We start from the raw sequence: 18,641 nt of genomic DNA, 5'->3' as shown, positions 1-18,641 counted from the left end.
ATAAAAAAGTCAGCTGCGAATCTGCCGGGAGTAGAAAAGACTAAAAAGGGCTTTTCATGCCCGGGCAGGTGTTGTAGTCGTGAAAGCTTACTCGTACAGGAAACAAGCTACCATATGTCCGTCCCCGGTGTCCACGAGCTTCGGAATCTCTTTCTTACAGCGCTCTGTGCAGTGCGGGCAGCGGCCTGCGAGCGGGCAGCCAACCTGATCCCCGATCGGACTCGGGATGTCGCCGGTGAGGGGCAGACGTTCTTTTTTATCAAAGGGGCTTTCCGGCGGGATCGCGGAGAGAAGCGCCTTAGTGTACGGGTGCTTCGGATCTGCGTAGATTCCCTCCGAAGTGTAGAACTCCATGACACGTCCCAGATACATGATCATGATCCGGTCGCTGATGTACTTGATGATGCCGAGGTCATGGGAGATGAAAACATAAGTCAGGTTAAACTGCTTCTGCAGGCGGCGGAAGAGGTTGATGACCTGTGCCTGGATCGAAACGTCCAGTGCGGATACCGGCTCGTCGCAGACGATGATCTTCGGTTCCATGGAGAGGGCGCGTGCAATGTTCACACGCTGTCTCTGGCCGCCGGAGAACTCGTGGGGATAGCGCTCCATGTGCTGGATGTCGAGACCGACCTCCTGAAGATACTCTAATGCTTTCTGGCGGCGCTCTCTTGCGGTGTCACCGATGTGGTGGACCTTCATCGCTTCTTCAATAGAGTAGGAAGCTGTTTTTCTCGGGTCCAGAGAGGAATACGGATCCTGAAAGATCATCTGGATGTCCCTGCGGGCTGCCTCACGCTCATAGACCGGCAGATTCCAGAGATCCTTGCCATTGTAGGTGATCGTTCCGGCGGACGGCTTGTGGAGCTTTACAAGACAGCGTCCAAGTGTGGATTTGCCGCATCCGGACTCACCGATGATGCCAAGAGTTTCACCCTCATAAATATCAAAAGAAACATCGCTCAATGCGTGGAGAAGCTTACTCTTTTCCCCTAATTTTTTTCCGCGGATCACGAAATCCTTACTGAGATGATCGACGCTCATGATTACATTTTTTTGCATGTCACATTCACTTCCCCTCGTGTTAATCTGTGCTCGCCGTCCTGTCTGTGGCATGCCACGAAATGTCCGGGAGCGACTTCCTTAAGCGGTGGTACCTGCTGTCTGCAGATCTCCGTCGCGTAAGGACAGCGGTTATAAAAGTTGCAGCAGTGGCCGGTAAGGCGGAGATCCGGCGGTGTGCCCGGAATCGTCTTTAAATCCTCCTTCGTGGAGCTGCTGAGTTTCGGCATGGAGTCTAAAAGACCCCAGGTGTACGGGTGAAGCGGCTCTTTGTAGAGCGTCTTTGTATCCGCGTATTCTACGGTATTTCCTGCATACATGACCATAACGGTGTCGCACATCTCCCAGACAACGCCAAGGTTGTGGGTGATGAGTAAGATCGCTGTGTTGAGCTTCTTCTGGAGATCCTTTAAAAGCTCAAGAACCTGTGCCTGTACGGTCACATCGAGGGCGGTCGTCGGCTCGTCAGCGATGATGAGCTTCGGATGTCCGCAGACAGCCATGGCGATGATGACACGCTGGCACATACCTCCGGAAAGCTCGTGAGGATAGGCATCCATCCGTTTCTCGGCTTCCGGGATGCCGACAAGCTTCAAGGCTTCAACGGCTTTGTTCCAGGCCTCCTTTTTGCTGACCTTTTCATGCTCTCTGATCATTTCCACCATCTGGTGGCCGATCTTGAATACCGGATCGAGGGAAGTCATCGGGTTCTGGAAGATCATGCAGCACTCATCGCCGCGGAACTTTTCCATCTGTGCCTCGGAGAGATTCCGGATGTCCACACCGTCGAAGATGATGGAGCCATCTACGATCTTTCCGGTCTTTGACGGCATGAGCCGCATCACGGAGGCACTTGTGACGCTCTTTCCGGAACCGGACTCACCGACGATCCCCATGGTCGTGCCCTGACGCAGGCTGAAGCTTACGCCATCGACAGCCTTGGAAACGCCGCTTGCCTGATAGAAATATGTTTTTAATCCATTTACTTTTAAGATTGCATCGTTTTCACTCATAGCCTGCACCTCCTACTGTTTCATTTTCGGATCCATGACATCACGGATACCATCGCCCAACAGGTTGAAACCGATAACAGTCACGAGGATAAACGCGCCTGCGGTTCCCGCAACGTGCGGGGCGGTTGTCAGGCAGTCACGGCCGACACGGAGAATGCTGCCCCAGGAGGCGGTCGGAAGCGCGATGCCGAGTCCTAAGAAGCTTAAGGATGCCTCGGAGATGATAGCGCTTGCGATACGGAGTGTCGCGTAAACGATGATCTGGGATACACAGTTCGGCAAAATATGTAAGAACAGAAGTCTTACCGGGGAAACACCGACAACGCGGCAGGCGTTGCAGTATTCTTCTTCCTTTACGATCAGTACCTGGCCTCTTGTGACACGGGCAAATCCCGGTACGCTTGCGATACCGATGGCCAGAATGACGTTCATGACGCCGTTTCCGAGAACGGTGATCAGGATCATGGCTAACAGGATGAACGGAAAGGAGAACATGCCGTCCATGATCCTCATGAGCACCGCGTCGATCCATCCACCGAAATATCCGGCGGTAAGTCCGATGAGAACGCCGATGATCGCGCCGACGATGGTGGCGCCTACGGCGACGATCATGGAAATACGGGAGCCGTAGATGATACGGGACAGGATATCACGGCCAAGGTCATCCGTGCCGAAGAGATGTCCGGGAGTGCCGATTCCCTTAAAGGGCAGGACCGGGTTGATCGCGTTCGGGTCATATGGCGCGATGAGCGGGGCAAATACGGCGATGACTACCATAAAAGCCACGATGAAGAAGCCAACGAGGGCTGTTTTGTTTCTCGCTAATTTATGCCAGGCATTGTTCGCGTTCCGCTCTTTTACGAGCATTGCGATATTGGCATCCATTCCAAGCGCCTCACCGGAAACAACGGAGGACGCGGCAGCAGGTTTTTTCTTTTTTGATAATGTCATAACTCATCACCCCTTTTCCAGTTTAACTTTCGGATTCAGAATCGCGTAGGCGATATCGACCAGCATGTTGCAGAAGACGAACATGATCGCGGAGAACAGGACCGCACCCTGGATCAGGGAATAATCGCGGTTGTTGATCGCGGTGTTGATCATGGTTCCCATGCCCGGCCAGGAGAAGATTCCCTCGGTGATGATGGCACCGGTGAAGGTTCCGGCGATCTGAAGACCTAAAACTGTGATGAGCGGCGGGAGAGCATTCTTTAATCCGTGGATCAGGATGACTTTGAGTTTTTTGATTCCACGGGCTCTAAGACATCGGATGTAGTCGCTGCTCATGATGTCGATCATGCTGGAACGCATGGTTCTCGCAAAGGTTGCCATCGGGATCGTCGCAAGGCAGAAGCCCGGAAGGATCATATGGCTCACAACATCGCCGAAGCCTTTGGAGAGATCGCCCATACCCATAACAGGCAGAAGATTCATTTTAACGGAAAACTGAAGAACCAGCATGAGTGCCAGCCAGAAGATCGGCATGGACACACCCACGAGCGTGATGACCATGACAATGTAATCGAAGATCGTATTCTGCTTTAATGCAGCAATGATACCGACGCTGGTTCCGATGATGAAAGCGAAGAGAAGTGCTGTCAGCGTCAGGGTTAATGTGTTCGGAATTCTGGAAGTGATGAGTGGAAGAACGTCCTGACGGTAGCTGTAGGAGTAACCAAAGTCACCGTGGACAAGTCCACCCAGGTAGAGGGCGTACTGCTCAGGGAGCGATTTGTCGAGGTTCATCTCGGCTCTCATAGCTTCGATGTCCTCCGCATTTGCCTCGATACCTAAGATCGCCACTGCCGGATCGCCCGGAAGCATTCGTGTGAGGCAGAAGGTAAGTGTGACGACGACCAGAAGTGTGGGAATCGTCTGCAATAATCGTTTTATGATGATCTTTCCCATATAAATCCAATCCTTTCATAGCTGTCCTGTTCTCTTCACCGGGAAGAATGTGAAGAGAATGGAACAGTTAAATCTCTGTGAGTGTACAGAAAAAGGGAAACAAACTTAGGATTTGCCTCCCCCTTTCTATGTGTGGAATCCAGCTGCTTTGTGTCTTTAGCACTCACGCAGCGACCGCCGGTTTTCGTAATCCGGGCTATCACCCTGCTTACTCAAACCGGTTTGGTCGTCAAATTCTATTTTTCAACCCAGATATTGTTGAATGGTGTTGCGACTAACATCTGATTATCGGCACGGAGAACTGCGTTATGTACCTTCGGGGATACGGCCCAGTTCCGGCACTCGTATGCGTAGTAGATACCGGTGTATTCGTTCATAACCTTCTCAATGACTTTCTTATAGGACTCCGCGCGCTTTGCGTTGTCTGTGGAGCCAAAGCCTTCATTTAAGAGCTCATCCAGTTCCGCATCGTTGTAGCCGCCTGCGTTGGAGGAGGCGTGAAGTGTCTGGGAGCTGAAGAACTTTCCAAGGAAACCGTAAGGATCCGGATCGCTGTTCCAGCTTACTCCGTAGCTGTTTACAACATCGGACTGCCAGGAATCAACGACCGCTGCGGACCAGTCGGCCATGGTGGAAGACTTGATATCAAGTGTTACACCGATCTGGCTCCAGTAGTACTGTAACATCTGTGCCATCTTCTCGCGATAGGTAGTGGAACCAATGTAAAGGCTCATGGTAAAGCCATCCGGGTAGCCTGCTTCTGCGAGGAGCTTCTTTGCACCTTCCGGATCGTAGGACGGTACAAGATCATTGTATGCCGTGTCATAAGCGAAGGAGTATACCGGAAGCGGCTGATAAGCTCTTGTGCCTTCGCCGTACTGATAGATACCGGCTACCATGGAGTCGATATCGACAGCCATTGTGAGTGCTTTTCTGACATCAGCGTTTGCGGTCGGTCCGTTCTGCATATTGAAGCGGACAAAGGTGACAGCGGAACTCGGTGCCTGAAGTAAGAGGTCCGCATCCTGCGCACGCTTGATGGCTTCGCCCTGAAGATACATCGCGATGTCGACCTCACCGGTCTGGACTGCGTTGATCGCCTGATTGGAATCGGAGATGATTCGGAACTCGATGCCGTCTACGTTCGGCTCTGTGCCCCAGTAATTCTCATTTTTCTTTAATGTGACTTTTTCATCGGTTACGATCTCTTCCAGTGTGAAAGCACCTGTGCCGACGATGTGGGAACCGAAGTCTTCTCCCCAGCCTTCAACTTCCTCTTTCGGGAGGATTGCGTTTCCGATACCGGCTAACTGAGAGATAAACGGTCCTGCAACAGATTTCATATGGATAACGACCTGTGTCGGGCTTGCAGCTTCGCAGTAATCGAAGAAATCACGGCAGATACGGTCTGTGGTACTCTCTTCCTTGCTTCGTTCAAGAGAGTATACAACATCATCCGCGGTCATCTTTCTTCCGTCCTGGAATTTACCTTTCTGGAAGTATACATCATCACGGAGGTTGATGGTGTAGGTCAGGCCGTCATCACTGACAGTGTAATCAGTTGCCAGACTCGGAATCACCTCTTTGTAATCCTTATCCCAGACAAACAGGGTATCGAGAACATTGTACATAATGTGGTTCTCGTACATGGTTGAGTAGGCTTTCGGATCAAGAGTGCGTGGGGATGAAGGCATTGACACAACAAGTGTTCCGCCTTTTACTGCCTCGCCGTCACTTGAGCCGACCGCGATACCGCCGCCGAGTGTCTGATCCGTGGATTTTGCGTCCGGGGATACCGCATTGGAGGAAGCCGCTGCTGTTTCAGCAGTGGAACCTGCTGCTGTTGTTGAGGATGTCTGGGAACCGCCGCATCCTGCCAGGGAAGATGCTGCCATAACGGCTGCAGCTGCGAGTGCAATAAGTCGTCTCTTCTTCATAAATGAATCTCTCCTCTCTCTTTCCTTTTACGAACGATCCGGGTGGGGAATCTCCGGTGCCGGTGGGTATCCGGCAGTCGCTTCCGGAGAACCGGAGAAACTGTTCGATAGTCTTACAGTTAAGTCCGGGTAAAAAAGAAAGGCGCACTTTTGTCAGAAGTTATCGCCTTTGATAGTTGGAATGGATCGTTAATAAAATTATGTGCTTAAGAATAAAACCATAACTTTAAAAAGTCAAGTATTTTTTGAATTCACTTTACTTAATTCGGCACAATAATCAAAAAATAAGAATTATGTAACTTTTGTTTCTACAAAATGGAAAAAACTGTCAACAAAGAGATGATAGATCTGATCTTGGAAAGTCTTTCAGGAGCCGATTTTTGTTCGAACCGGATATGATTGGAAAAAATAGTGACTGGATATAGGAATTTTTAATAGCAAATATTCTGAAAATAAAATTGACATATGGAAAGAAGTGTGCTAATCTTTAATCCATAAAAATTAAAAACAAAAAGTCGATGAGCAAAGAGAGTACATTCGGAATGAAATCACAGAGAGCTGTCGGTGGTGGAAGACAGTATGGAATTCCCTATGGAATGGGTTTGTGAGACGCCAGGTGAAAGAGATTCGAGTAGCTGCGGCCGTGATTCCTGCGTTAAAGGATAAGAGTATCGAAAGAGATTTCCGTACTCTGAAATGAGACAGATTGGTGGCAGATATTCCGATGTGGGATAGCTGCTATTTTTGTTTGAAAGTGTTGTCAAGCGGATAGCCAGAATGACGTGCTTGCACGTCAGGCTGGATAGACATTTGACAACCAAGCCTGCATGAGTAAGTAGGGCGATAGCCCGGATTACGAATGGAGGCGGCAACTGTGGGAGTGCCGTAGGCACGGAGCAGTTGGCTTTCGAGGAAGCCTGATCTGTGAAATCGGGTGGCACCACGAAAAATTTCGTCCCGGCATAGTGAAAACTATGTCCGGGACTTTTTTTATGTAACTGGAAATTCCGAGGAATTCCCTGTTACGTAAAAAGGCATTAACGTGCCAAAGATGCGCACTCGCGCGAAGATGTAGATTGTCGCAAGCGACCGCGCGAGGCGCGAGAATGTGCCAAGGCACATTCTTTTTTACTTATTTTCAACGTGCTGTTCTACCCTTTACTGATTCCCGCAAGAGGCAGTCGACAAAAACGAGGAGGAAATGATTATGAGAAAAATGAAAACCATCATGAGCCTTGCTGCAGCCGTAGCTCTTGCAGGAGTTCTGATTACCGGATGTTCCACAGAGGCGGATGAGAAGACGGAAGTGACGGCAGCGCCAACAGAAGCCGCAGCCACAGAGGCGGCTTCCGGGATCGGAACCGAGGCGGAAAAGACAGAGGGAGGCGCACTTGCCGGAAAGAAGATCTCCGTTATGACCCCGTATCTCACATCTGTCACGACAAACCAGATGGCAGGCTATATTAAGGAAGATCTGGAAGCTGAGGGCGCGGAAGTATTCGTGATCGATACGGCAAACGATTTTGCGGAGCTTGCGAGCCGGATCGAGGATGTTGTTTCTTCCGGAACCGATGGAATCGTCCTTGTGAGCGCTGACCCGAACCAGGTAGCAAACCAGCTTCAGGACGCTTTTGACGCGGACATCCCGGTATTCGGATGTGACAGTGGATTTATCGATGGAATGCAGATCAATGCGACAAGCGACAACTACCAGATGGGCGAGCTCATTGTGAGGTACTTATTTGACGATCTGATGGGTGGAAAGGGAACCGTGATCGCTCTGACCCACAGACCGCATCCGGGCGTTGTAAAGCGCAGCGAGGCATTTGACGATGTTATTAAGGAATATCCGGATATCAAGCTGATCACAGAGCAGCACGTTCCGGCAGAGCAGCCGATCAACGACGCGCAGGACATCGTTGCAAATCTCTTAACGGCAAATCCGGACAAGGATTCCATCACAGCCGTATTTGCGGCATGGGATGAACCGGCCATCGGCGCTGCAAAGGCACTTCAGGAGGCAGGACGTGACGAGGTCATCGTCACAGGCGTTGACGGAAACGAGCAGGCAGTCGAGATGATCAAGGACGGAACAAACTTAAAAGCGACGGTAAAGCAGAACTTCGAAGGAATGGCTGGTATCGTTTGTGAGCAGATGGAGAAGTACTTTGACGGTGAAGAGATCGAAAAAGGTGAGATGTATGCACCGGCAGAGCTGATCACGCAGGAGAATGCACAGTAAGCAAATGAATCCGGATAAAAATGTCGAAAAATTTTAGAAGTGCTGTTTCAACGGGCATGATACTAAAAACGCTGAACAGGCATAAAACGGAGAATAGAAACAAAAATTAAGGCAGGTAAACAGGATGTTGCTGGATGTAAAGGGCGTAGATAAAAAATTTAACGGTGTATACGCATTAAAAGGTCTGGACTTCTCTCTCGGTGAGGGGGAGGTCCATGGCCTCATCGGTGAGAACGGAGCCGGAAAGTCCACGTTCATCAAGATCCTAGGCGGTGTCTACAAGAGAGACGGCGGCAGTATCCTGTGGAACGGAAAAGATCTTCCGGAGGTGATCCGACCGGAAGAGAGCCGGAAGCTGGGGATCAACATTATCTTTCAGGACAACGTCCTGATCCCGGCATTTACGGGAATGGAAAATATCTGTTTCGGAAGACCCTATCCGGTAAAAGGCGGGCTGATCCGATGGAAAGAGATGGAACGGGAAGCCGCGGCGAAAGCAGAGGAGTTTGGGATCCATCTTGACCTTAAGAAACCGGTTTCCATGATGACCCCGGCACAGAAAAAATGCGTGGAGATCGTCCGGGCGATGATGAGTGACTGTAAGCTTTTGATCCTCGATGAGCCGACAGCGTCCCTTTCCGATAAGGAGACGAATCTGTTATTTTCCATCGTGAGAAACTTAAAGGCAAAAGGAACCTCGGTCCTCTATGTGACACACCGGTTGGAAGAGATCATGGAGCTGGCAGACCGGGTCACGGTCTTAAGAAACGGAACGCGGGTGTCCACGGTGGATACGGCAGGAACCAGCAGAAAAGAGCTGGTACGGCTGATGAGCGGAAATGAAGTCGCGGATGGCGTCGGAAAAGCTGGAAAGGATGCTGAGGCGGAGCTTCAGGGTGGAGCGGCAGATAAGGCATCTGGTAAAGGCGGAGTAAAGCAGACAGTGAGCAGTGAAGCAGAAAAGACGGATATTCAGGGAGCTGAGCTGTTGGGAACAGGTGCCGACGGAAAGATCGGAAAAACAGCTCTGGAAATCCACGGGATCCGCTCCGGGGACGGAATCGTCCGCGGTGTCGATCTGGAAATAAAGACCGGGCTGATCACCGGAATGTTCGGGCTCTGCGGAAGTGGGCGGACAGAATTCCTGGAATGCATTTACGGAACGAGAAAGCTGGCAGGCGGCGAGGTCACGATCAACGGAAAGACCACGGTCCGCCCTACCCCGTCGGAATCTATCCGACAGGGAATGGCGTTTATCTGTGAGGACCGGAGAGGAAAAGCCATGATCCCCGCGTTTTCCGTTGAGGAGAATATGATGCTTTCCTCCATCGACCGCTACACGAAAAGCGGCTGGTTTCAAAAGCGGGCGGCCGACAAAAAGGCGATGGACATGATCGAGGCATTAAAGATCAAATGCGTTGGTGTGAGCCAGCCGGCAAAGGAGCTGTCTGGCGGAAATCAGCAGAAAGTCGTTTTCGCGAAGGCACTCCTTACGGAGCCGTCGATCTGGCTTTGTGATGAGCCGACTCAGGCGGTGGATGTGGCAACACGACAGGAGATCCACAGGCTTCTGAAGGAAGAGACAAAAAAGGGCAAAGCCGTCCTTTATGTGTCATCCGATCTCACGGAACTTTTAGAGGTTGCCGATGAGGTTGCCGTCATGGCATGCGGAAGAGTACGAAAGACATTTGAGAATAAAGACCTGAAACCGACGGACGTGCTGGCGTGCTGTTATGAGGCGGAGAGGGAGGAAAACGACAGATGAAAGGAAAAACATTAAAGAATTACGGAACGGTGGCAGCATTGGTTGTCATCATCGGAATTTTCGGACTCCTGAGACCTGCGTCGTTTTTTACACTGAAAAACTTCCTTAATATAACGCGTCAGGCAGCGCCCCTCGCCATGGTGGCTTTAGGAGCGACATTTGTCATGACCATCAATGAATTCGATCTTTCCATCGGAAATATCGTGAGCCTTGGCGGCGTGGTTGCAGCGCTTTTATCGATTCAGGGTGTTCCGATCCCAGTCTGCTTTCTGGCAGCGGTAGTGGCCGGTCTGATCGTCGGCTGCGTGAACGGAGTGATCGTAGCAAAGTTCGGGATCCTTTCCTTTATTACAACACTTGGTATGGGAACCGTGCTGGACGGCGTGATTTACGGACTTACCGGAGGAACGACCGTATTTCATGGGATCCCGAAGGCGTTTACGATCCCCGGGATCTTAAAAATCGCGGGCATCCCGTTTATCACCATTGTTGCGGCGGTGCTTTACATCGTATTCCACATGTTTATGAACCACATGTCAGCCGGAAGAAAGCTTTATGCCATCGGTGGAAGCAAGGAGGCTGCGGAGACGGCAGGCATCCGGATCTTCCGTTACCGGATTCTCACTTTTGCGCTCAGCGCGGCAATGGCAGGTCTTGCAGGCGCTCTCGTGGCATCCCGTGTAGGTTCCGCGAATACCACAGCGGGGCAGGGATATTTCTTGCAGTCCTACGCAGCGGTATTTATCGGATGCACCGTTTCAAAGAGCGGTGTTCCCTGCGTGGTCGGAACCTTAGTCGGAACCATCATTCTGGCGGTTCTGGCGAACGGACTTACGATCCTTCAGATGCCGAGCTTCATGCAGAACATTATCACCGGCGGAATCATCATTCTCGCAGTTGTGCTCCAAAAACTCGGCGCGGGTCATGGTTCACGGTAAGGATTTTTGGTACCGAGAATACCGTAAAATAACATTGAGAGAGCGGATTTTACCAATTTAGGATGCGAAGGATTGGCAAAATCCCCAGTACTGTGTAACGGTACAGAACGGGGAGGGAATAGATGTTAGCAGCAACCTTTGATATCGGAACGACAGCCGTCAAGGCAGTGGTCGTGAACGAAAACGGAGAACCGGTCTTTACCGGAAGCCTGGTGATCCACACCATTGAGGTGGGAAACTTTAAGGAACAGGATCCGGACGAATGGTACGGGGCATTCTGCAGCCTGTCGAAAGAAATGCTTGAGATCATACCGGCGGCGGAGATCGGAGCCATCATCTTCTCCGGACAGATGCAGGATGTGATCTCGGTTGGGACAGAAGGAAAAGCACTCCGGAATGCGATCCTTTATTCCGACGGTCGGGCGGACGAGCAGGCACGGGTGATCATAAGAGAGGCGGCAAGGCGGAATGTAGTACCTCTTGGGGACGCGTATATCGCGGAGATCACGGGAAACCATTTTGACGGATCGATGCCGTTGGCGAAGATCTTGTGGCTGAAGGAAAATGAGCCGGATATCTATGCAAGAACCGCCTGTTTCCTGATCAGCTCAAAGGACTATATAATAGGTAGACTTACCAGTGTGTTCGCCGGAGACATGACCGCCTGCTCCACGGCGGGGGCCATGGATCTGGACAAGAAGATCTGGTCGGAGGAGCTGATTGGAGCGGCAGGAGTCGATATTAAGAAGTTCCCAAAACTTTTTTACGGCCATGAGTGTGTCGGCACGGTCACGGAGACCGGGGCGACGGAGAGTGGTTATCCGGTAGGAACAAAGGTCTATGCCGGAACCGGGGATGCGGGAGCGACGACACTTGCCAGCGGCATCTTGGCACCGGGGGAGTACAACATCAACCTCGGAACCTCCGGCTGGGTGGCAGCCGTGTCCAACCAAAGGATGGAGAGCGAGGGCGGCGGGTTTAATCTGGCAGCAATGCAGAAGGACCTGCTCATCAATGTAGTCCCGTTCCTAAACGGCGGAAACGTCCACCAGCTGATCGCGAAGATCCTGTCCAGGAATCCCGACGGGGCACCGGATTTCGGGTATATCTCAGAGCTTCTTGAGAAAGCGGAACCCGGAAGTCACGGACTGTTCTTCCTGCCCTATGTGGCAGGTGAGCGGTTCCCGATCATGGACAGCAGCGTCCGGGGAAGCTTCTTAGGTCTCTCCCAGGAGACCACGGCGGCGGATATGGCACAGAGTGTCCTCGAGGGCGTGGCATTTTCCATCCGTCAGGGTCTGGAACTGTTCGACCATCCGGCGTCAAAGATCACACTGATCGGCGGTGGAGCGAGGGAGCGGCGATGGTGCCAGATCTTAAGCAATGTCATGGGACAGAAGATCTTTGTATACAAGGATCCGGACATTTTACCGGCACTGGCCATCGCCTCGGCGGTGTTTGTGGCGGAGGGCGTGATCCCGGATTACAAGTCCTTTATCGAGACACTGGAGAGCCAGGGACACTGTGATACGGTGGAGCCGGATCTGGAAGTTTCGGAGAAGTATCACGGGATCTATCAGAAATATAAGAACATTTATCCGCTGGTAAGAGAGTTTTACAGCAGATAAAAAGCAGATAATAGTAAAAATTTTACCTGCAGCAGATTGCAAATTACAGTAACTGTTCAGAAACTCCTGTTGCCGGGAGAACTTATAAAGCAAAATAGCCCGCGATCATGCGGAGATCGGGCAGTTACCGATGATATACCAGTTTATACGAGGAGGAAAAATATATGTCAAAAGGCAGATTTGGCGCGCATGGTGGTCAGTACATTCCTGAGACGCTTATGAACGCGGTACTGGAACTCGAAGAGGCATACAACCACTACAAAAATGACCCGGAATTCCAGAAAGAACTCACAACACTTTTAAATGAATACGCGGGCAGACCGTCAAGGCTCTACTACGCGGAGCACATGACAAAGGATCTCGGCGGAGCGAAGATCTATTTAAAGAGAGAGGACTTAAACCATACCGGTGCCCACAAGATCAACAACGTGCTCGGTCAGGTGCTTCTCGCGAAGAAGATGGGAAAGACTCGTGTCATCGCTGAGACGGGCGCAGGCCAGCACGGTGTAGCGACAGCGACGGCGGCAGCGCTCTTCGGCATGGAATGCGAGATCTACATGGGCGAGGAGGACACAAAACGTCAGGCATTAAATGTTTACAAAATGCGCCTTCTCGGAGCAAAGGTGCATGCGGTGACAACCGGAACAGGAACCCTCAAAGATGCTGTTTCGGAGGCAATGAGAGAGTGGACGAACCGGATCGAGGACACCCACTATGTTCTCGGCTCCTGTATGGGACCACATCCGTTCCCGACTATCGTCCGTGACTTCCAGGCGGTTATCTCCAAGGAGATCAAGGAGCAGATGTTAGAGAAAGAGGGACGTCTTCCGGATGCAGTTCTTGCCTGTGTTGGCGGCGGATCCAATGCCATCGGCGCATTCTACAACTTTATTGAAGATAAAGACGTTCAGCTCATCGGCTGTGAGGCAGCAGGACGCGGTGTGAACACGGCAGAGACAGCGGCGACCATCGCCACAGGACGTCTCGGAATCTTCCACGGCATGAAATCTTACTTCTGCCAGGATGAATATGGCCAGATCGCCCCGGTATATTCCATCTCCGCAGGTCTTGACTATCCGGGAATCGGACCGGAACACGCAAATCTTTACGATACCGGACGGGCCCAGTATGTGGCGATCACTGACGACGAGGCAGTCGATGCGTTCGAGTATCTCTCCAGAATCGAGGGAATCATCCCGGCGATCGAGAGCGCCCATGCCATCGCATACGCAATGAAGCTCGCACCGACGATGGGAAAGGATAAGATCATTGTCGTCAATGTTTCCGGAAGAGGAGACAAGGACTGTGCAGCAATCGCAAGATACAGAGGGGAGGATATTCATGAGTAAGATCGCAAACGCCTTCAAAGGCGGAAATGGAAAGGCATTTATCCCGTTTATCACCTGCGGTGACCCGTCCTTAGAGGTCACGGAGCAGCTTGTATACGCAATGGAGGAGGCAGGCGCAAACCTCATCGAGCTTGGTATCCCGTTCTCCGATCCGACGGCAGAGGGACCGGTGATCCAGGCGGCAAATATCCGCGCCCTGTCCGGCGGCGTGACCACCGACAAAATTTTTGCAATGGTTGAAAAAATCCGGAAAAACACACAAATTCCGATGGTTTTCATGACCTATGCGAATGTTGTCTTCTCCTACGGAACTGAGCGCTTCATCAAGAAGGCGTCTGAGCTTGGCATGGACGGACTGATCCTGCCGGATGTGCCGTATGAGGAGAAAGAAGAGTTTGATTCGGTATGCAAAAAGTATGATATGGATCTGATCTCCCTCATTGCCCCGACCTCCCATGAGAGAATCAGCATGATCGCGAAAGAGGCGTCCGGCTTTGTATACTGCGTATCCTCTCTTGGCGTTACCGGAACGAGAAGCGAGATCACAACGGATATCGGCGCGATGGTGAAGCTTGTGAAAAAGGCGAAAGATATCCCGTGCGCGGTTGGCTTCGGAATCTCCACCCCGGAGCAGGCAAAGAAGATGGCAGGTCTCTCCGACGGCGCTATCGTTGGTTCCGCGATCGTGAAGCTCTGCGGAACGTATGGAAAAGATGCGGTTCCGTATGTGAAAGAGTATGTGAAGTCCATGTGTGACGCGGTGCATGGGATCTAAGAAGCGGCTGGGAAACGCTCCGCGAGGATGCGCAGTGATTTTGATAGGAATAAGTCAGCTTCGCTGACCAGAATCACGCGCCAAGTTTCACGGTCGTTCGACTTAAATGAGAAGAATGTTGTCAAAATGGTAATTGGGAACATGCACTTCACATGCACTTTTGCGAGGTAAAGTGTTTGCGTTGTACCGTACTTTGTGCTAAAATTAAATAACGAACTGTCAATTCTGCGGTGCAGGGACTCCTTTGCACCGCAGTTGTTTGTGTTACTTGCGCAAAGATGTAGGTTGTCGCAAGCAACCGCGCGAGACGCACGAATGTGCCAAGGCACGTTCCTTTTTGAAAAGGAGAAAGGTGTATGCCAGTAGGAATTATCATCAATGCCCTGTCCGTCGCCAGCGGCGGTGTGGTCGGGGCTTTATTTGGGCATAAGCTGCCCACAAGGATCAATTCAGAGCTCACGAAGATCTTCGGCGTCTGCTCCATGGGAATGGGCGTGAGCTCCATCGGCCTTATGAAAAATATGCCCGCCGTTATCTTTGCGGTGATCATTGGGACCGCGTTTGGGCTGGCGGTGAATCTCGGCGGGATCATCAACCACGGCGCGGCGTGCATAGAGAAGCCGGTGGGGAAGATCTTCCCGAATAAGAATGCGTCCATGTCCAGAGAAGAGTATATGACGATGCTCGTGACGATCATCGTGCTGTTCTGTGCCAGCGGAACGGGAATCTATGGTTCCCTGGACTCCGGAATGAGCGGTGACCACACGATCCTCATCTCCAAGTCCATTCTGGACTTCTTTACCGCGATGATCTTTGGAGGAACCCTGGGAATGGTGGTTGCGGCTGTTGCGATCCCACAGTGCGTGATCTTTCTCGCGATCTTCGCTGCGGCGAAGTTCATCTTTCCGCTTACCACACCGGATATGATCGCGGACTTCAAGGCCTGCGGTGGTTTTCTTCTTCTGGCCACAGGTTTCCGCATCGCAAAGATCCACAACTTCCCGGTCGCCGATATGATCCCCGCGATGGTGCTCGTCATGCCGGTGAGCTGGTTCTGGGGGAATGTGGTGGTGCCGATGCTGTAGGAGTACAGGCGGACGAGAAAAGTACATAATATGAAAATAAAAAATCCCTGAGTATGTAGATCAATGTGATGTGCGTATTCAGGGATTTTTGCAGTCATGTATTCGGAAGAAGCTGCCAGCGGCAGGTACTGATATTATCGGTCAATACCATAATCATAATGAGAGCCGGTTTATGCGTTCTGGTAGTGTTTGCGGGACTGCTGTCTCATCAGGCAGACCAGTGTCACGATTGTGACGCCAAAGCAGTCAATCAGCACGTCCGTAAATCGTCCTGCGCGGCCCGGGACGAAGAGCTGGTGGAATTCGTCGGTGCAGGCGTAGAGGAAGACGATGGCGAGAGTGGTGAGAAGACGGCGTTTCACGTTGGAGGTCCGATACGTAAAGTGCAGTCCAAAACGGACGGTGCAGTAAAATACCAGATATTCAGTCATATGAGCGGTTTTTCGGACGGGGAAGCTCATAAGTTCGATGAGGTCGGTGTACTGAGCCGGATTTCCGTGGAAAAAGCTGAGTTTTGTGCCGAGTATGAGAATCAGTCGGCTCACGGTATCGCTCATCTCCGTGGACTCCGCCGCCGGCTGGGCGGAGAACCAGGAGATGGCGGCTGCGACGAAGATCGCTGGGAGCCAGGAAAGTAGCTTTGCGGCAGTAGGATATTCTTTTTTATCATTCATATTTCCTTTTTTAGATACACTTGCATTGCCCATATCTTAAAAGCTCCTAAAAATCTGTAGAAATCTATTATTTTATAATCATGAAAAATCCATTAAAGTAATCTCAAAAAATGGTCTTTTTAACTGGGGCAGTGTATTGAAAAGCAGAGGGTAGATACCACATGCATTACAGCGAAATCTCACCTTTCGCCCGCGCTCTCCGGTCGCGGATGGAATGTATCACCGGAACCATGAAAATCGCCACAATTCCACCTGCAAATCCATTATTATATAAATTCATGCCTCCATACACAATTCCGACATTCAAGGCGACGGAAGAGTGCAGGAATCCGGCGAGAAGTCCCATGAGAACTCCGAATTCCCCCGCAATCGGCGCCAGTGTCGTTGAGAATAAAAGTGCCAGCATCGGTGACGGGGAGTTAATGGTCCAGCGTTTTGTGAAGCTCGCGAAGAGGACGCCAAACATGATCGGGGCGATGTTCCGGATATGTTTTCCAGTGGCGGAAAATCCTACGATCGTGAAGATTCCGCCGATAGTCGGTCCGTTTAACTCGCCGCCGACGCCGAGAATAAAGATCGTTGCAAATAAACCGTTGACTGCCATATTGAGGATCGTTGCCGCGCCACCGTTATCCCGGAGATAATCGGTTCCGCCGATTCCGGAGCAGGATAAGATCTTTCTGTAGGATTCACCGACTTCCTTTCCGCCGAAGAGGAATGCCGCAATGATCATGGCGGCAAACAGCCCGCAGAGGATCGCAAACAGCAGCTGGTTATTGCCCTCGGACCAGATCAGGCGGGACTCGGTGGTGATGCCGAAGGATTTCAAGACGGAGACAACGACAGTGGCGATGATTCCGGCGGAAAAGCCCACGTTATAGAGGGAGTAACCTTTGTGGGCGTAGTGGACATGGGTGGATAAAGGCGGCAGCACGAAACCGATCATGAGTCCCACAGCGAGGCTGATGAGAAGCCGCAGCAGGTAGGGGAGATCCGAGATATACATGATCTGCGTGATGATCGGGGACAGGCTGGTGCCGTAAAAACCGATGTAAACGTAACGGGACAGGTGTGTTTTATGGTAGTGGGAGTAGAGGTACACACCAAACAGGATCGCCCAGATATTTAAGAGGTTCTTTCCGAACAGGGAGAAGCCGAACATCAGGCAGCTGGATGTGATCGTATGTCCGTCCATCTCCATATCAAGGAAATAGATGGTCCAGATACATAAAAGCGTCAGCAGTCCGGCGTTGATAAAGGAAGTTCCGATGCCGCCGACCAGGAAGTAGTCCGTGATCAGGAAGTCCGGCTCCTTGATCAATGTCCAGAGTCCCGGAAGAATTTCCGTGATGGGCTGTAAAAACAGTCCCACGATCATGAAATAGAGTGGGATCAGGGACAGAAGACGGAATTTCTGGAGTCTTGTGAGGGGGGAATGTGTCATGTACGTGTCCTTTCTATCTTTTCTGGTAAATTGAGGCTCAGACCGGTGCAGGAAAATGCGCGCATGGTTTAGTATACCGTAAAACAGCAGGAATAGAAAGATGTTTTGCTGATTACAGAATAGAAACAAAAAGAATTATTGAAAGATGATAGAATGAATCAGATTTAAGATAGCCTGCTTTTGCTCAGCAGTTAATAACTCCCACTGTTTGATTAAGGACAGCTGATCATCAGTAAGCTCAGTGCAGTTTTCTACAGCAAAAAATTGCGCAAGAGACAGGTCAAAAGCATCACAAATTTTTTGTAAAGATGGAATCGTAGGCAGCATTTTTTTACGGTACCAAGAAGAAATAGTAGATTGCGGAAGACCTGAACGGACTGATAACTGATATTCAGACCAGTTCCTGGCTAAACGCAAATCGGTGATTCGCTGAAGAACGTCAAACATGATGAAATACTCCCTTATTGCTTGTGATTGTCATAATTATAGTGGGATTTATCGTTGTAAAATAGTTATAATTATAGTATAATAATTACGATATTATCTACCATTCACAAAAGATTACAGTTTGTTTATAGGAAATACAAGTGTTGTGAAAAGAAAGAGTATTTCACAGAGCAATTGAGCTTAGGGAAGGAGATGTAGGAATGAGCATGAGACCCACTAAAAATATATGGGTAGGATTAGCAATGTATTTTTTGACAAAAGAGTTGAAAAAAAAGAAAAAGAAGGGGAGCATAAAAAAATGAAGAAATGGTTTATCCATAAACACGGTTCAGAGTGCAAATTCCGGCTCATCTGACTACGCATTCCGCTAAGAG

General features: G+C 50.7%; 15 protein-coding genes and 1 other annotated feature. Of the genes, 7 read left to right on the top strand and 8 right to left on the bottom strand.

Features of this window, described 5'->3' with window-relative positions:
- Positions 1–87: 87 nt before the first annotated feature.
- The 5 genes from DWY93_RS14540 to DWY93_RS14520 all read right to left on the bottom strand — a co-directional run bounded on the left by DWY93_RS14540 (position 88) and on the right by DWY93_RS14520 (position 5,920).
- Entirely contained in the window at positions 88–1,062 is a 975-nt protein-coding gene (locus DWY93_RS14540) for an oligopeptide/dipeptide ABC transporter ATP-binding protein (protein ID WP_021905087.1), read from the bottom strand.
- Positions 1,047–2,075 carry an ABC transporter ATP-binding protein gene (locus tag DWY93_RS14535; protein ID WP_117471030.1) on the bottom strand — a complete coding sequence of 343 codons (1,029 nt, stop codon included), beginning with the start codon at positions 2,073–2,075 and terminating at the stop codon, positions 1,047–1,049. Before DWY93_RS14535 ends, DWY93_RS14540 begins: the two co-directional genes overlap by 16 nt.
- 12 nt (positions 2,076–2,087) lie before the next feature.
- On the bottom strand, positions 2,088–3,026 hold the full coding sequence (locus DWY93_RS14530) for an ABC transporter permease (protein ID WP_242990670.1): 939 nt from the start codon (positions 3,024–3,026) through the stop codon (positions 2,088–2,090).
- A 6-nt stretch (positions 3,027–3,032) separates the two neighbouring features.
- Positions 3,033–3,983 (bottom strand): ABC transporter permease, encoded by a 951-nt coding sequence (locus tag DWY93_RS14525; RefSeq protein ID WP_021905090.1) that lies wholly within the window; start codon positions 3,981–3,983, stop codon positions 3,033–3,035.
- A gap of 236 nt (positions 3,984–4,219) precedes the next feature.
- Positions 4,220–5,920: an ABC transporter substrate-binding protein gene (locus DWY93_RS14520; RefSeq protein ID WP_117471029.1), complete on the bottom strand. Its 1,701-nt coding sequence runs from the start codon at positions 5,918–5,920 to the stop codon at positions 4,220–4,222.
- Between the two features lie 509 nt (positions 5,921–6,429).
- Positions 6,430–6,883 (top strand) — a binding site (T-box leader).
- Positions 6,884–7,127: 244 nt separating this feature from the next.
- Between DWY93_RS14520 and DWY93_RS14515 the strand changes: the two genes are divergently transcribed.
- From DWY93_RS14515 to DWY93_RS14485, 7 genes are all read left to right on the top strand, one after another.
- Entirely contained in the window at positions 7,128–8,162 is a 1,035-nt protein-coding gene (locus tag DWY93_RS14515; protein ID WP_117471028.1) for a sugar ABC transporter substrate-binding protein, read from the top strand.
- Positions 8,163–8,286: 124 nt separating this feature from the next.
- Positions 8,287–9,927, top strand: coding sequence for a sugar ABC transporter ATP-binding protein (locus DWY93_RS14510; protein WP_117471027.1), 1,641 nt, complete (start codon positions 8,287–8,289; stop codon positions 9,925–9,927).
- Positions 9,924–10,865: an ABC transporter permease gene (locus DWY93_RS14505; RefSeq protein WP_117471026.1), complete on the top strand. Its 942-nt coding sequence runs from the start codon at positions 9,924–9,926 to the stop codon at positions 10,863–10,865. The genes DWY93_RS14510 and DWY93_RS14505 overlap by 4 nt, the downstream gene beginning before the upstream one ends.
- A gap of 122 nt (positions 10,866–10,987) precedes the next feature.
- Positions 10,988–12,493, top strand: a complete 1,506-nt coding sequence (locus DWY93_RS14500) for an FGGY family carbohydrate kinase (RefSeq protein WP_117471025.1) — start codon at positions 10,988–10,990, stop codon at positions 12,491–12,493.
- Between the two features lie 164 nt (positions 12,494–12,657).
- Positions 12,658–13,842 (top strand): tryptophan synthase subunit beta, encoded by a 1,185-nt coding sequence (gene trpB, locus DWY93_RS14495; protein WP_117471359.1) that lies wholly within the window; start codon positions 12,658–12,660, stop codon positions 13,840–13,842.
- Positions 13,835–14,617 carry a tryptophan synthase subunit alpha gene (gene trpA / locus DWY93_RS14490; protein ID WP_015552929.1) on the top strand — a complete coding sequence of 261 codons (783 nt, stop codon included), beginning with the start codon at positions 13,835–13,837 and terminating at the stop codon, positions 14,615–14,617. The genes trpB and trpA overlap by 8 nt, the downstream gene beginning before the upstream one ends.
- A 356-nt stretch (positions 14,618–14,973) precedes the next feature.
- Positions 14,974–15,702, top strand: coding sequence for a DUF554 domain-containing protein (locus DWY93_RS14485; RefSeq protein WP_117471358.1), 729 nt, complete (start codon positions 14,974–14,976; stop codon positions 15,700–15,702).
- Between the two features lie 170 nt (positions 15,703–15,872).
- Here DWY93_RS14485 and DWY93_RS14480 read toward each other — a convergent pair whose 3' ends face one another.
- The 3 genes from DWY93_RS14480 to DWY93_RS14470 form a co-directional block, all read right to left on the bottom strand.
- Positions 15,873–16,409, bottom strand: a complete 537-nt coding sequence (locus DWY93_RS14480; protein ID WP_117471357.1) for a VanZ family protein — start codon at positions 16,407–16,409, stop codon at positions 15,873–15,875.
- 133 nt (positions 16,410–16,542) lie between these two features.
- The gene (locus DWY93_RS14475) at positions 16,543–17,820 is read right to left on the bottom strand and encodes a DUF1576 domain-containing protein (protein ID WP_117471356.1); all 1,278 of its coding nucleotides are present in this window, start codon (positions 17,818–17,820) and stop codon (positions 16,543–16,545) included.
- Positions 17,821–17,955: 135 nt separating this feature from the next.
- On the bottom strand, positions 17,956–18,267 hold the full coding sequence (locus DWY93_RS14470; protein WP_117471355.1) for a helix-turn-helix domain-containing protein: 312 nt from the start codon (positions 18,265–18,267) through the stop codon (positions 17,956–17,958).
- Positions 18,268–18,641 lie beyond the last annotated feature (374 nt).

This window comes from Clostridium sp. AF28-12 (assembly GCF_003435225.1).
Classification (GTDB): domain Bacteria; phylum Bacillota; class Clostridia; order Lachnospirales; family Lachnospiraceae; genus Pilosibacter; species Pilosibacter fragilis.
This window is presented reverse-complemented; position numbering and strand designations above follow the sequence as displayed.

Coding starts and splice junctions, on each gene's coding strand:
- DWY93_RS14540 (WP_021905087.1), bottom strand. CDS start 1,062: ATGCAAAAAAATGTAATCATGAGCGTCGATCATCTCAGTAAGGATTTC.
- DWY93_RS14535 (WP_117471030.1), bottom strand. CDS start 2,075: ATGAGTGAAAACGATGCAATCTTAAAAGTAAATGGATTAAAAACATAT.
- DWY93_RS14530 (WP_242990670.1), bottom strand. CDS start 3,026: ATGACATTATCAAAAAAGAAAAAACCTGCTGCCGCGTCCTCCGTTGTT.
- DWY93_RS14525 (WP_021905090.1), bottom strand. CDS start 3,983: ATGGGAAAGATCATCATAAAACGATTATTGCAGACGATTCCCACACTT.
- DWY93_RS14520 (WP_117471029.1), bottom strand. CDS start 5,920: ATGAAGAAGAGACGACTTATTGCACTCGCAGCTGCAGCCGTTATGGCA.
- DWY93_RS14515 (WP_117471028.1), top strand. CDS start 7,128: ATGAGAAAAATGAAAACCATCATGAGCCTTGCTGCAGCCGTAGCTCTT.
- DWY93_RS14510 (WP_117471027.1), top strand. CDS start 8,287: ATGTTGCTGGATGTAAAGGGCGTAGATAAAAAATTTAACGGTGTATAC.
- DWY93_RS14505 (WP_117471026.1), top strand. CDS start 9,924: ATGAAAGGAAAAACATTAAAGAATTACGGAACGGTGGCAGCATTGGTT.
- DWY93_RS14500 (WP_117471025.1), top strand. CDS start 10,988: ATGTTAGCAGCAACCTTTGATATCGGAACGACAGCCGTCAAGGCAGTG.
- trpB (WP_117471359.1), top strand. CDS start 12,658: ATGTCAAAAGGCAGATTTGGCGCGCATGGTGGTCAGTACATTCCTGAG.
- trpA (WP_015552929.1), top strand. CDS start 13,835: ATGAGTAAGATCGCAAACGCCTTCAAAGGCGGAAATGGAAAGGCATTT.
- DWY93_RS14485 (WP_117471358.1), top strand. CDS start 14,974: ATGCCAGTAGGAATTATCATCAATGCCCTGTCCGTCGCCAGCGGCGGT.
- DWY93_RS14480 (WP_117471357.1), bottom strand. CDS start 16,409: ATGGGCAATGCAAGTGTATCTAAAAAAGGAAATATGAATGATAAAAAA.
- DWY93_RS14475 (WP_117471356.1), bottom strand. CDS start 17,820: ATGACACATTCCCCCCTCACAAGACTCCAGAAATTCCGTCTTCTGTCC.
- DWY93_RS14470 (WP_117471355.1), bottom strand. CDS start 18,267: ATGTTTGACGTTCTTCAGCGAATCACCGATTTGCGTTTAGCCAGGAAC.